The following is a 14,041-nucleotide window of genomic DNA, read 5'->3' as shown; positions in this document are numbered from 1 at the left end:
ACATATAAAAAATGAACTTGGAATTTTCAAGTTCATTTTTTCTTATAGTCTATTTCCGACATTAATACGGTTAATGGCACGTTGCAGTGCAATCTTCGCACGACGTTCTTGGTCAATCAAGTGTTTGTCTTGTGCTTCTTCAATTGCACGTTCTGCACGAAGTTTGGCACGTTCTGCACGACTGATATCGATATCACGAGCACGCTCTGCAGAGTCAGCGACGATGGTAATCATATCATTGGCAATTTCAATAACGCCACCATTTACTGCAATCCAGTTCACATGATCTTCGTCATCAATACGTTTTACCTTTACTTCATCAACTGCTAAAACCGCAATCATATTTTCATGTCGTGGCAAGATCCCCATCTCACCATCCAGAGTTCGAACCGATACATAGCTGGCATGGTGATCATAGACGAGGCCATCTGGTGTCACGATCTGGACAGTTAACTGAGCCATAGATCACCTCTTAAAATCCCATTTTTTCAGCTTTTGCAATCACATCTTCGATAGAACCTACACCACGGAAGGCATCTTCTGGCAAGTGATCGTATTTACCATCAAGGATTTCCTTAAAGCCACGTACAGTTTCAGCAACTGGAACATAAGAACCTGGCTGACCAGTAAATTGTTCCGCAACGTTGAAGTTTTGTGACAAGAAGAACTGGATACGACGGGCGCGAGCAACCAAGGTCTTTTCTTCATCAGAAAGCTCATCCATACCAAGGATAGCAATGATATCTTGCAATTCATGGTAACGTTGAAGAACGCGTTTTACTTCAGCAGCAACTGCATAGTGCTCTTCTCCAACAATTTCAGGTGCCAAGGCACGTGAGCTTGAAGCAAGTGGGTCAACAGCTGGGTAGATACCCAATTGTACCAACTTACGTTCCAAGTTGGTTGTTGAATCTAAGTGAGCAAAGGCTGTTGCTGGCGCAGGGTCAGTATAGTCATCCGCTGGCACATAGATAGCTTGGATAGAAGTTACAGATCCCTTCTTAGTTGATGTAATACGCTCTTGCAATTGACCCATTTCCGTAGCAAGGGTTGGTTGGTAACCAACGGCTGATGGCATACGACCCAAAAGGGCAGATACTTCTGAACCAGCCTGAGTGAAACGGAAGATATTATCGATAAAGAGAAGTACATCTTGGCCTTCCACATCACGGAAGTATTCAGCGATTGTCAAACCAGTAAGGGCAACACGCATACGTGCTCCTGGTGGCTCATTCATCTGACCAAATACCATGGCTGTTTTCTCGATAACGCCTGATTCTTTCATTTCCCAGTAAAGGTCATTCCCCTCACGAGTACGTTCCCCAACACCGGTAAATACTGAAATACCACCATGTTCTTGGGCGATATTGTGAATCAATTCTTGGATTAAGACGGTTTTACCAACTCCGGCACCACCGAAGAGTCCAACTTTACCACCTTTAAGGTAAGGGGCAAGAAGGTCGATAACCTTGATCCCTGTTTCAAGGATTTCAGAAGAGGTAGACAACTCATCAAAAGTTGGAGCTTTTTTATGAATTGGCTGACGCTCTGCGTCTTCTGTAAAAGGAGCTTCCAAGTCAATGGTATCTCCCAAAACATTGAAGACACGTCCCAAAGTTTCTTTACCTACTGGTACAGAGATTGGACGACCTGTGTCCAATACTTCCATTCCACGAGTCAACCCATCTGTTGATTCCATGGCGATAGTACGGACCATACCATCTCCCAACTCTAAGGCTACTTCAAGGACGATTTTTGTTTTTCTTTCGTCATTTTTGTAGACGACAAGTGCATTGTTAATCTCAGGAAGTTTTTCCCCTGCTGCAAACAAGACGTCTACAACGGGACCGATAACCTGAGCAATTTTACCTGAACTCATCTCCTTCTCCTATTCTATATAAGATACTGTCGGTTCCTAGTTCAACTAGGTCCTAAGTTCATTTTCATACGAGCTGGACTAGAGCCTATTCTAAGGCACTAGCTCCTGCTACAATTTCTGTAATTTCTTGTGTAATCGCCGCCTGTCTGGCACGGTTATACTGAATTGTCAAATCATTGATGACTTTCTTAGCATTATCTGTCGCTGTTTGCATGGCGGTCATACCTGCAGCATTTTCAGCTGTCTTAGCATCGATAATAGCACCGTAAATCATACTTTCTGCAAACTGAGGCAACAACTGCTCCAGAATTTCTTCTCGGCTGGTTTCCAATTCAAAAGTCAAGCTATACTCTTCATCCGCTTCATTTGGATCCAAGTCAACAATCGGAAGCATTTGTTCCACACGCATTTGACTAGTTAGCGTATTGACATGGTGGTTGTAGCAGACATAGAGTTCATCAAAAAGTTCATTTTGGTACATTTCAACAGTTTTTGAAATAATCTTACGAACTTGATCAAAGCTAGGCTGATCCGCCAAGCCACGTAATTCATAAAGTGGTTGAATACCACGAGCCTTAAAGAAATCTGCTCCCATTCCACCAATACAGATCATTTCAAAACCTGTACCATCTGGATGGTATTCTTCTTTCAACTCCATAACGGCTTTCAGAATAGAAGAATTATAACCTCCAACCAAACCGCGGTCTGAAGTAATAACGATATAGCCTGTCTTCTTCACAGGACGGCTAATCAACATGGGATTGGTTGAAGCACCAGCTCCATTACCATGAAGGATATCTGTCAAGAGCTTGCGAACTTTCTGAGCGTAAACTTGGAAGTTACGAGCAGCTTCTTCAGAGCGACCTAGCTTAGCAGCCGAAACCATTTGCATGGCATTAGTGATTTGACTCGTATTTTTTGTTGAGGCGATTTTTGTTTTAATATCATTTAGAGATACTGCCATCTGACACCTCTATTCTTATTGGAAGCTAGATTGATTGAGAAACTCTGTAATCGCAGCATCCAAGACTGCTTCTTCTGGCAAGTCTTTTGTATCACGAATGGTTTCCAAAATCTCTGGATGTTGAGCATCAAAGAAGGCATGGAACTCTTCCTCGAAACGAACAATATCATCTACTGGAACAGTGTCCAAGAAACCATGTGTCAAAGCATAGAGAATGGTTACTTGTTTCTCAACAGGCAATGGTTTGTGAACAGGTTGTTTCAAGACCTCAACTGTGCGACGTCCACGGTTCAACTTAGCCTGTGTTGCCGCATCCAAGTCAGAACCAAACTTAGTGAAGGCTTCCAACTCACGGTATGAAGCAAGGTCGATACGAAGTGTACCAGCAACCTTCTTCATAGCTTTGATTTGTGCAGAACCACCTACACGTGATACAGATGAACCCGCATCGATGGCTGGACGAATACCTGCATTGAAGAGACCATCACCAAGGAAGATTTGTCCGTCAGTGATAGAAATCACGTTGGTTGCGATATAGGCAGAGATATCTCCTGCTTGTGTCTCGATAAACGGTAGGGCTGTAATTGATCCACCACCAAGTTCATCAGAAACTTTAGCTGAGCGCTCAAGCAAACGGCTGTGAAGGTAGAAAACATCCCCTGGGAAGGCTTCACGACCTGGAGGACGACGAAGCAAGAGTGACAGTTCACGATAAGCTACCGCTTGTTTTGAAAGATCATCATAAACGATCAAAACATGCTTACCTTGATACATAAATTCTTCCGCCATGGCAACCCCAGCATAAGGAGCTAGGAAAAGCAATGGAGATGGTTGTGAAGCAGAGGCTGTCACAACGATTGTGTAATCCAAGGCACCGTACTGACGTAGTGTTTCTACTTGCGTACGAACTGTTGATTCTTTTTGTCCAATCGCTACGTAGATACAGATCATATCTTGACCTTTTTGGTTCAAGATTGTATCAATCGCAATGGTTGTTTTCCCTGTCTGACGGTCACCGATAATCAACTCACGTTGACCACGACCAATCGGTACAAGGGCGTCAATAGCTTTCAAACCAGTTTGCAATGGTTCTGATACAGACTTACGTTGCATAACACCAGGAGCTGGCGCTTCTACTGGACGAGTTTTATCAGTGTGGATTTCTCCAAGACCGTCAACCGGACGACCAAGCGGATCCACAACACGACCAATCAGACTTTCACCTACTGGGACTTCCATGATTTTACCTGTACGGCGGATTGTATCGCCTTCACGGATATCTGTAAAGTCACCTAGGATGATAATACCAACGTCTGTTGACTCCAAGTTTTGAGCCATACCATAAGAGCCGTTTTCAAAAATCAACAACTCTCCACTCATGGCATTTTCAAGGCCATGAGCACGCGCGATACCATCCCCGATATAGGTTACAACACCTGTTTCAGTCACATCAAAATTGGGTTTGAAATTTTCAATTTGTTGCTTAATTAAAGCGCTGATTTCTTGTGCGTTAATTGCCAAAAGAACACCACTTTCTATTTCAAATTTTCTTTAACAACTTTAAGTTGTTGTTTAATACTCACATCAATTGTCTTGTGATTGGCAAAAATGACAAAACCACCAATGAGACTTTCATCGATTTCTTCTTTTACACTCCTTACTTTCAGAGACATTTTTTTCTCAATCAAAGGGAGCAAGCGACTCTTTTGTTCATCTGTTAAAGGATGAGCTGAAGTAATCGTCACTTCAAATCGATTTGTTTCTTTTTCAAGTCGGTTCAAGCAATCTACAAGCACATCATAAAAAAGATTTACTCTGTGATTGTAGGCCAGAACCTGGATAAAGTTTTGTAATAAAGGTGACACAGAGTCTTGGAAAAAAGCAATCGTTTTTTTCTTGTCAGACTCATCTACTGTCACTTTTTTTAAAAAAGAAGGTAAACCTGTTTCTTCAGCAACTTGCTTGATTTGAGTCAAGTCTGAAAAGATACGGGCTTCTTCTCCTTTTTCAAGTACCAATTGGACAAAAGGCATGCTGTATTTTTCAATTACCTTTACTGTTTTCTTGTCCATTAAGCTTCTCCTAGCTGATCGATATACTGATCAATGAGTTCTTTATGGGCATGACCGTCAAGGTTTTGTGAGATGATTTTACCAGCTAGGCTGATGGTCAAATCTGCTACCTCACCCTTAACGCTTTGTAAAGCTTCAGCTTTGTTTTGAGCAATTTCTTGGTTTGCTTTTTCTTTTAAGCGTCCTGCTTCTAGTTTAGCATCTACTAAAATACTAGCCTTACTTTTCTCAGCTGTTGCTTTCGCATTCTCAATGATTGCCTTGGCTTCTTTACGGCTACCAGCCAATTCATCTTCGCGTTTTTGAGCCAATACTTCTGCTTTTTGACGGGCTTCTTCAGCACTGTCAATATCAGTAGCAATTTTTTCAGCTCTTTCTTCGAAAATGCCTGTAATATTAGACCATGCAAATTTTTTAATCAAGACTAGCAAAAGAATAAAAGAGCCAGTGATTAAAATAAAATTACCAATCAATTCACCTACTGTTACGTGCATCAGTTACTCCTTTCTATTCCTCTTCAATATTAATCTTATTCCCTAAATACACAGATGTCAAAAGAGTAAAGACATAAGCTTGGATGCAGGAAATAAAGACAGAAAATGCAGTCCAAGCCAAATTAGCTCCAAAGGCTACTGGATACCAATAAATAGCTTGGTGGGAAAGAAGAAGTAACAAACTCGTCATGACCTCTCCTGCAAAGATATTCCCAAAAATCCGCAAAGCCAAAGATAAGAAGTTTGTAAATTCTTCCAAGATATTCATCGGTATGACAAAAACAGGACTCATAAAAGATTTTATACTTTTTTTAAATCCACGACGACGAACGCTTTCTATATGTGTCAACAAAATGACAAGAAAAGATAAGGTTAAGTCATACTGTAAATTAGCGGTTGGCGAACTCCACCAGTTAGTCCCATCGATCGTTTGAAGCTTTGTCATTAAGCCAAGGTTATTGGCAATCACCATGAAAAGAAATAAACAAAGGAAAAAGAGTGAGTAATCTTTCATGTAGCGCGAACCAATGTTAGGTTCTGTAAATCCAATAACAAAGTCATAGACATACTCAAGTACATTTTGCTTTCCTTTGGGTTTCAAGGTCATATTGCGGCTTGCCCAATAAATAAAGACAAAAATAACTCCCACAATCAACAAGGTCATGGCTAACATAGTCAGATTGAAGATAACAGGACCAATAGAGATGATTGGATTAATACTTTCTTCCATCTAAAATCCTCCCTTTTCTTCTCGTTCCATGTATTTATTTGATAATAAATGAGAAGACAAGAGTTACAAAGAAAGTTCCTTCAATAAAGGCAACACCTAAAAACATCAAACTACGAAACTCAGAAAGCATATCTGGTTGGCGTGCTACTGATTTAAACAGTCCATTCATCAATAAACCTTCACCGACAGATACGCCCATACAGGCAATACATAAGCCTAAAAATGTTAAATTCATAACGAATTCTCCTTTAAAATAAAATTTACTTACTTAGTGTAGTCCTAAAATTTAAATTTGTCAACTTTTTTTGCACATTGGAAGCGTTTAATGAAAATTACTTCCATTTTCTTTCGTATTTCACTCTATTCTGAAAAGCTTGTGTATATTTACTGAAGCTAGCAAGTCTTACCTGTAAATTTAATGAAAGCAACACAAAATCCGAGAGGGGAATCTCGGATTAAGGTCAATTTAAAAAAATAGAGAGTGTTAAGTTTAAATATAGGATTTCAAAATATCGACGGCATCGCTTCTTTTCTTAACCTGATAGGACTTGATTACCAATTTCTCAGCTGTCATTGCATTGTACCCAATATTGCCCAGAAAGACACAATTTGTAGGATTTAACTGGTATTTATCAAGAATCTCCTTCATACTTATGTCAAGCCCCCTCTTTACTTTATGATTTCATATTCTCCTTACAAATCCTTTTGGTAATAATATCTTTGCCCAATGTAGGGATAGTCTTGTAAGGTAAAGACTTCCTTGTAGCCATGCCTTTTATAAAAATCTGGAGCTTGAAACTGGTAAGTATTGACAAAAGCAAAACGACAGTCTCGATTCTTAGCTTCAGTTTCTGCTTGCTGCAATAGTTTTGAACCGATTCCTTGTCCTCTCAATTCCTCTTTTACAAATAAATACTCGATTTCTAGCCAATTTCCAAAAGTCTCTGCTATCAAACCTGCCAGGAGATTGCCCTTTTCATCTTCGACATAAAGATTAAGTGGCTCACTTTCGGCATCTTCTCGTTTTGAACGGTTATAAACACGAATCAAATTCCCAATTTCTTGTGCTTTCTGAGACTCCTTGTTTTCCAATCTAAAGTACATCTAAACCTCCTCAAACACTATTACAACTTGATTATAGTCTTATTTCAATAGACTGTCAAACTAGCAAAAACCCACCAACCTGAGTTGGTGAGTCTTTAATCTATTTTCTAAATTTCCACTGGCTATAAATACCGAAACCGATAATCCAGATAGCTGAGCCGATTGCTCCTACAAATGTAGACTCTTGTAAAAAGAGGGTTACAAAGACAAAGGCAAAGAAGAGCATGGTTAAAGGATTTAGGAAACGATAATGGGGCATGAGATAGCCATCCGCCATAAAGTCTGGTGACTTGCGGTATTTAAGGTGAGCCACCATGATTAAGATATAAATGGCAATATAGACACCAGACGACGATGCCGTAATCAAGGCAAAGGCATCAGAAACACCTGGCAATACGTTGATAAAGGCTGCTAGGGCAATCAAAATTGCTGAGGCGATGATGGCATTTTGTGGTACGTTGTGACGGGAAAGAGTATCTGCCTTAATAGCCTTTAAGAATGGATTTGGTGAATCATGGGCAATCTGATACAAATGACGTCCTGTTGAATAAAGGGTTGAGTTAAGAGCAGATGCTGCTGACGTCAAAACGACGAAGTTAATCAAGGCTGCCGCCCACTTGATACCTGCTAACTCAAATACTGTAACAAAGGGAGAATCAGCCGATGCAAGTTCACGCCACGGAATGATAGCCATGATGGCTAAGAGGGCACCACCGTAGAAAAAGGCGATACGCAAAGGAATTTCCTTAACGGCTTTTGGCAAGACCTGGCGTGGATTTTTTGTTTCTGAAGTCGTTACCCCAATAAACTCAATCATGAGGTAGGCAAAGAAAACCATCTGGAAGGCCATGACAAAGTTCACTCCACCATTTGGGAAGAGGGAGAAATTGTCGGCAATATTAGCCAAACTTGCTACTCCATGAGGTGTCTTAAAGCCTGTCAAGACCATAAAGACCCCTGTTGCAATCATGGCTAAAATAGCCACAATCTTGACCATCGCAAACCAAAACTCAACTTCTCCAAAGAGCTTCACCGCAATCAGATTGACCAAGGCTAGAATAGTCAAAAATCCAATCTCAATCATCCAACTCGGCCAAGTTGGAAACCAAAATTGCACATAATGTGCGATAGCAGTGATTTCCGCCATACCGATAAAGACAACAGATAGCCAATAAGACCAAACCGAGAAATAGCCCCAGCCCTTACCCAAATGACGCGTGATAAAGTTGATAAAGGTATGTTGCTCAGGATCTTGGTAGAGCATTTCCCCAACCGCACGCATCATGAGGAACATGAAGGCCCCAGTAATCATATAAATCAGTACAATGGAAGGACCTGTTAGGCTGATAGAGCGACCTGCTCCCAGAAAGAGTCCTGTTCCGATTGTTCCCGCAATGGCCATAACCTGCACGTGACGATTGGTTAGACCACGCTCCATCTTATTTTTTTTCTTCTTTGAACTCATATCGTCTCCAATTCAATTTAAAATGGAAAAAGGAGTGAGTGAAGCGCATAGCCTCCCCACTCCTTTTTTCTGTTTTTAGGCTGTTTTTTCAACCTTCAAGATTTTTACATCATAGCTACCAACAGGTGTTTCAATCGTTGCTGTGTCACCTGTTTTCTTGCCAATCAAGGCTTGTCCAATTGGGCTTTCATTTGAAACTTTACCTGCAAAGGCATCCGCACCAGCTGAACCTACGATAATATAAACTTCTTCTTCGTCCTCACCAATTTCTTGGATGGTGACTGTTTTACCAATCGCTACTTCGTCCTGGGCAACTGCGTCGCTATTGACGATTTCAGCATAGCGGATTTTTGTTTCCAAGCTAGAGATTTGTCCTTCAACAAAGGCTTGTTCATCCTTCGCTGCTTCGTACTCACTGTTTTCTGAAAGGTCACCGTATGAACGGGCAATCTTAATGCGTTCTACCACTTCTGGTCGACGAACTAATTTCAATTCTTCTAATTCTTTTTCAAGTTTTTCCTTTTCCTCAAGGGTCATAGGATATGTTTTTTCTGCCATTTTTCTCAACTTTCTTCTGATGATATTTTCGAAAGAAAATTATGTGAAGTATCACATAATTTTAGTTTGTTTGGTTTAATTTGCTGTTGACATGTTCAGCGACATTGCGGTCGTGGTCTTCTTGATTGTTAGCATAGTAGACCTTGCCATCTGTGACATCTGCTACAAAGTAGAGGTTATCGCTCTTAGTTTGATTGATGCTTGACTCAATCGCATCCAGACTTGGACTATCGACTGGACCAGGCATGAGACCTACATTTTTATAAACATTATAAGGTGAATCAATGTTGGTATCAATCGCAACATCCTCAGCTAGGCTGATATTTTGCCCCAGTTTTCCTTGGGCATACAAAATTGCAATGTTACTTTGAAGTGGCATATCACGATTCAAACGATTGTAGAATACACCGGCAATGAGCTTACGATCTTCTGTCTTGGCACCTTCTTTTTCGACCAAGGAAGCAATGGTCAACAACTCATTGACAGTCAAGTTTTTAGATTTGATAGTACTATAGTAAGGAGATAGGTTCTTATCCATAGCAGCTAACATCTCATCAATCAAGCTCTCAACAGTTGTGCTTTCCTTGATAGAGTAAGTAGCTGGGAAAAGATATCCTTCCAAACGATAACGAACGCCACTTTCCTTTGTAGGCAAGCTTTCAAGTATACTCGGATATTTGGCAACTTCTTGACTGATAAACGTCTCATCTTGAACTTTTGCTAGGAAAGCATCCGCTGTCAAAGGCTCTTTGAAGTCACCTTGCAATTGACCCACAGCTTGAGCAATCTGATCCAAAGTATAACCTTCTGGAATTGTCAAAGTCGCAAGGACAGGTTCTTGTGGTTCATCTGTTCCACCTTTTTGCAACTCTTTGAGTAAGTCTTCTGTACTCATACTCTTTTGCAAATTGTAGTAACCTGCTTTCAAATCGGTATAATTTTTATACTTGGCATAAAAGCTAAAAATCAGACCATGCTTTACCAAACCAGCTTTTTCAAGCGTCGTACCGATTTCTTGAACGTTTGAACCTTCTGGAATTCCAACCGTCACATATTTCTTAGAATTAGCATCAATAGGTAACAAAGAATCTAGCACGTACTGATAACCAAAGTAACCACCTGCTGAGAGCAAGGCAAGGAATACAAGGAATGAAATCACAAAAGCTTTCACATGTGACTTCTTCTCTTTCTTAGGCTTAACGGGTTTTGCTCCTTCTCTACGGCTACGACGTGGTGTATCGCTAATGATATCCACTGTTTCTGTAGCAGGCGTAGGTGTTTCTGGACCTGCTTGTTCTGCTTTTTTCTCTGCCGTCTTATAGGAAACAGCTACCCTTGTTGGGGTTTCATTGTATTCTCTTTCAAATTTCTTAGGTCTAACAGGACCTGGACTTGGTCTTGATCCACTTTCTTCCGCTGAAGAAGAAGGTACATCTTGACTTGGATGACTTGGAACACCAGGAATTTCTCTTTGAATCTCATCTGCTGGAGAAGCTGGTACATCTTGACTTGGGTGAGTAGGCGTAGCAGGAGCTTTTCTCATAATCTCCTCTACCGTTGACAAGGAATCAGCCATGAGTTCTTCAGCTGAAGCTTCATTTGCAGGAGTGCGAACTACTGCATTATCTTCTTTCAGAACTTCATCATAGCCTTTTACTTTTTCTAAATCTCTCAGAATCTGCTCTTTAAAGCTTAATTTCTCTTCTTCTCTTGACTTTTCACTCAAAAGTTTTTCCTCCTTGTTGACAATCCATAATATTATATCTTAAAAGTCCAAGAAAAGCAACCTATGATACTTTTCCTAGCTTATTTTTTCGTTTCCCAGACCATATCATACCATGTTTCCCCTGCAAAGGTTGACTGAGACAAGCCTTCATTGACAAATCCATGCTTTTCATAGTAGGCGATGAGATAGTCATGACAGGTTAGGTTAATGCCATCCCTCTCATCTTCAAGAGCAACTTCTTTCAAGGCTGTCAGCAATTGCTGACCCAGTCCTATCCCCTGGGCCTCCTTGGCAATAGAAAGACAGGTCACAGAGATATAACCACCAGGCTCATGACTATAGTCTTTTATTTCTTCTGTAAAGGACTGGTCTTGCAGATGGCGGTGTGGTCCAACTGGCCCTTCAATATAACCCATGATTCTTCCTTCTTTTTCCGCAACCAGAAAAGAGGTCTGAATTTCTCGCAAATGTGCCTCAAAGACAGATCGAGGAATGGCTTCTTCAACCGAGAAATTCTCTAGTTCAATCTCGACGATACGATCCAAATCTTCTAATTTTGCTTGTCTGATTTTCATTTTGCCTCCAGATAAAAGGGATTAAACCAAATCATACTATAACCCTGGCTAGTTTCATAAAGAGAAGTTTCTTCATCAATAAAACCATTCATTTCAAAATAGGAAAGCAGCTCATCAGGACTCTTCAAACGAATCCCTTTGTAATCCAGCTCAACTGCCACCTCTTTCAAGGCTGCAAGAAGAAGTGTTCCCAAGCCCTGTCTCTGATGGTCAGTATCAATGACTAAAGAATGTATTTCTAGACATTGCGGATTGTCTGACTGGGGACTTGATAGAATATAGCCTAAAAGTTGATTTTCATCCCTAGCTAGAAGAAAGGTATCCGCACACTTACGGATACTTTCTTCTAAGATATGGGAAGGTTGCTGCTTTTCAGCTGGAAAAGACGAAGTTTGAATCGCCTCTATCTCAGCCAAATCAGACTTACTTGCCTGAATGATCTTAATTGGAATCTCCATGAGAATAACCTATTGAACATTGCTTGTCAAATTAGACAAGAGACGCTCGAATGAATACTCATAGGTTTGGATGTCTCCTGCTCCCATAAAGACATAAACAGCATTGTCATGGTCTAGGAGTGGAGAAACATTTTCAACAGTGATCACTTGGTGTTTCTTGTTGATTTTTTTGGCTAGGTCTTCCACCTTAACATCACCATGATCTACTTCACGAGCTGATCCATAAATCTGCGCTAGGTAAACAGCATCTGCTTGGTTCAAAGCGTGAGCAAATTCGTCCAACAAGGCAATGGTTCTTGTAAAGGTATGCGGTTGGAAGACTGCTACAATTTCCTTGCTTGGGTATTTCTGACGAGCCGCATCCAAGGTCGCAATAATTTCTGTTGGATGGTGGGCAAAGTCATCGATAATAACTGTATCATTGACAATTTTCTCAGTGAAACGACGCTTAACACCGGCAAATGTTTTCAAGTGCTCACGCACCAAGTTCAAATCAAATCCTGCTGTGTAAAGAAGACCAATAACGGCTGTCGCATTCATGATATTGTGACGACCAAAGGTTGGAATGTGGAATTGCCCCAAGTCTTGTCCACGGAAATGAACTGTGAAGGTTGAACCAGTTGTTGAACGAAGAAGTTCACTAGCTACAAAGTCATTACCTTCTGCTTCAAAACCATAATAATAAATTGGTGCATCAGACGTAATTTTACGCAATTCTGCATCTTCACCATAGACAAAAAGACCCTTGGTAATTTGTTTGGCATAGTCATTAAAGGCATTGAAAACATCCTCGAGACTTGTGAAATAGTCTGGATGGTCAAAGTCAATGTTGGTGATAATAGAGTATTCTGGATGGTAAGGCATAAAGTGGCGTTCATATTCGTCAGATTCAAAGACAAAATATTTGGCATTGGCCGAACCACGACCTGTCCCATCCCCAATCAAGAAGCTAGTGTCTGTGATGTGAGACAAGACATGAGACAACATACCTGTCGTTGAAGTTTTTCCATGCGCTCCAGCTACTCCCATGCTAACAAAGTCACGCATAAAGCTACCTAGAAATTCATGGTAACGTTTGTAGCTGATACCATTTTGGTCCGCATAGGCAATTTCGACGTTGTTATCTGGACGGAAGGCATTTCCAGCGATAATTTCCATATCACCGTCTAAGTTCTTTTCATCAAAAGGAAGAATAGTAATTCCTGCCTGCTCAAGACCACGTTGAGTAAAGTAGTATTTTTCAACATCTGATCCTTGAACCTTGTGCCCCATTTGGTGCAACATCAAGGCCAAGGCACTCATCCCTGATCCCTTAATTCCGATAAAATGATATGTCTTTGACATGTTTCCTCCCCTATTCTGTAATTCTGGTCAGATTCAACTCTTGGGCAACCCGACGTTCTTGTTCTGTTTGTTTGCTTTTTTTATTGTAGATTTGGCTCTTTTTTAGAAAATCATAGTTGTTTTTCTTTGGAGCAGGTGCTGACACTTCTTCATTCTTGGTAGAGATAGATTTGACTTCTTCCGCCAAGATGTAATGAGACTGGGTCAATTTTTGGCTATATTTGACAAATTCACCAGGATTTTCCTTTTGGAAAGGAGCTGTCGGTTGGTTACCCTGTCTAAGAAGGCCTGATTTAGAATGACGTCTCGCACGGCTGAAATCCTGAGTTAGGTAGTTAGCAGAGCGTTTCTTTTTCAAGTCTGCACGCGCTTCTTCACGCGCCACCTCAGCATAACTCTTTCCTTCTTTTTTAACCCCTAAAGGAGCCTTTTTAGGTTTCTCTACTTGCTTTTCAATCGGTTTTACTGGCGCCTCTTCAGTAATAGGAGCCCATTCTAAATAATTTTTATCTCGATACTCACCCTTGATATTACTGATCAGATCAGACTCATCATACAAGTTCATGACTGGCATTTCAGTCAACATGACCTCGTCATCTGACACCAATGGAAATCGTTCTTGTTTCATTTTCTATTTCCTTTCAACACTTCATTATAGCGTATTGTCTTGAT

General features: G+C 40.7%; 17 protein-coding genes. All 17 read right to left on the bottom strand.

Features of this window, described 5'->3' with window-relative positions:
- Positions 1-42 precede the first annotated feature (42 nt).
- Positions 43-462 carry a F0F1 ATP synthase subunit epsilon gene (locus AC6I9F_RS03810; RefSeq protein WP_000068041.1) on the bottom strand — a complete coding sequence of 140 codons (420 nt, stop codon included), beginning with the start codon at positions 460-462 and terminating at the stop codon, positions 43-45.
- A gap of 10 nt (positions 463-472) precedes the next feature.
- Positions 473-1,879: a F0F1 ATP synthase subunit beta gene (atpD, locus tag AC6I9F_RS03805; RefSeq protein ID WP_000094360.1), complete on the bottom strand. Its 1,407-nt coding sequence runs from the start codon at positions 1,877-1,879 to the stop codon at positions 473-475.
- Positions 1,880-1,964: 85 nt separating this feature from the next.
- The gene (locus tag AC6I9F_RS03800) at positions 1,965-2,843 is read right to left on the bottom strand and encodes a F0F1 ATP synthase subunit gamma (protein ID WP_338619992.1); all 879 of its coding nucleotides are present in this window, start codon (positions 2,841-2,843) and stop codon (positions 1,965-1,967) included.
- A gap of 15 nt (positions 2,844-2,858) precedes the next feature.
- On the bottom strand, positions 2,859-4,364 hold the full coding sequence (gene atpA / locus AC6I9F_RS03795) for a F0F1 ATP synthase subunit alpha (RefSeq protein WP_023942963.1): 1,506 nt from the start codon (positions 4,362-4,364) through the stop codon (positions 2,859-2,861).
- A 14-nt stretch (positions 4,365-4,378) separates the two neighbouring features.
- Positions 4,379-4,915, bottom strand: a complete 537-nt coding sequence (locus AC6I9F_RS03790; RefSeq protein ID WP_173274608.1) for a F0F1 ATP synthase subunit delta — start codon at positions 4,913-4,915, stop codon at positions 4,379-4,381.
- Complete coding sequence (gene atpF, locus AC6I9F_RS03785; RefSeq protein ID WP_112444247.1) at positions 4,915-5,409, bottom strand: F0F1 ATP synthase subunit B; 495 nt, start codon at positions 5,407-5,409, stop codon at positions 4,915-4,917. The genes AC6I9F_RS03790 and atpF overlap by 1 nt, the downstream gene beginning before the upstream one ends.
- 13 nt (positions 5,410-5,422) lie before the next feature.
- Positions 5,423-6,139 carry a F0F1 ATP synthase subunit A gene (gene atpB / locus AC6I9F_RS03780; RefSeq protein ID WP_000392851.1) on the bottom strand — a complete coding sequence of 239 codons (717 nt, stop codon included), beginning with the start codon at positions 6,137-6,139 and terminating at the stop codon, positions 5,423-5,425.
- Positions 6,140-6,173: 34 nt separating this feature from the next.
- Positions 6,174-6,374, bottom strand: coding sequence for a F0F1 ATP synthase subunit C (locus AC6I9F_RS03775; protein WP_001054562.1), 201 nt, complete (start codon positions 6,372-6,374; stop codon positions 6,174-6,176).
- Positions 6,375-6,629: 255 nt separating this feature from the next.
- Positions 6,630-6,788: a hypothetical protein gene (locus AC6I9F_RS03770; protein ID WP_173274609.1), complete on the bottom strand. Its 159-nt coding sequence runs from the start codon at positions 6,786-6,788 to the stop codon at positions 6,630-6,632.
- 44 nt (positions 6,789-6,832) lie between these two features.
- Complete coding sequence (locus AC6I9F_RS03765; RefSeq protein ID WP_173274610.1) at positions 6,833-7,243, bottom strand: GNAT family N-acetyltransferase; 411 nt, start codon at positions 7,241-7,243, stop codon at positions 6,833-6,835.
- Positions 7,244-7,343: 100 nt separating this feature from the next.
- Positions 7,344-8,708: an amino acid permease gene (locus AC6I9F_RS03760; RefSeq protein ID WP_173282867.1), complete on the bottom strand. Its 1,365-nt coding sequence runs from the start codon at positions 8,706-8,708 to the stop codon at positions 7,344-7,346.
- 75 nt (positions 8,709-8,783) lie between these two features.
- Complete coding sequence (greA, locus tag AC6I9F_RS03755; RefSeq protein ID WP_000818760.1) at positions 8,784-9,266, bottom strand: transcription elongation factor GreA; 483 nt, start codon at positions 9,264-9,266, stop codon at positions 8,784-8,786.
- Positions 9,267-9,327: 61 nt separating this feature from the next.
- Positions 9,328-10,992: an endolytic transglycosylase MltG gene (mltG, locus tag AC6I9F_RS03750; protein WP_498022855.1), complete on the bottom strand. Its 1,665-nt coding sequence runs from the start codon at positions 10,990-10,992 to the stop codon at positions 9,328-9,330.
- Between the two features lie 80 nt (positions 10,993-11,072).
- A complete protein-coding gene (locus AC6I9F_RS03745; protein WP_498022854.1) occupies positions 11,073-11,567 on the bottom strand; it encodes a GNAT family N-acetyltransferase in 495 nt (164 codons plus the stop codon).
- Positions 11,564-12,025, bottom strand: coding sequence for a GNAT family N-acetyltransferase (locus AC6I9F_RS03740; RefSeq protein ID WP_338619976.1), 462 nt, complete (start codon positions 12,023-12,025; stop codon positions 11,564-11,566). Before AC6I9F_RS03740 ends, AC6I9F_RS03745 begins: the two co-directional genes overlap by 4 nt.
- A 9-nt stretch (positions 12,026-12,034) precedes the next feature.
- The gene (gene murC, locus AC6I9F_RS03735) at positions 12,035-13,369 is read right to left on the bottom strand and encodes a UDP-N-acetylmuramate--L-alanine ligase (RefSeq protein ID WP_301351127.1); all 1,335 of its coding nucleotides are present in this window, start codon (positions 13,367-13,369) and stop codon (positions 12,035-12,037) included.
- 10 nt (positions 13,370-13,379) lie between these two features.
- Complete coding sequence (zapJ, locus tag AC6I9F_RS03730) at positions 13,380-13,997, bottom strand: divisome accessory protein ZapJ (RefSeq protein WP_261202822.1); 618 nt, start codon at positions 13,995-13,997, stop codon at positions 13,380-13,382.
- Positions 13,998-14,041 lie beyond the last annotated feature (44 nt).

The sequence above is a fragment of the Streptococcus nakanonensis genome (assembly GCF_059738785.1).
This window is presented reverse-complemented; position numbering and strand designations above follow the sequence as displayed.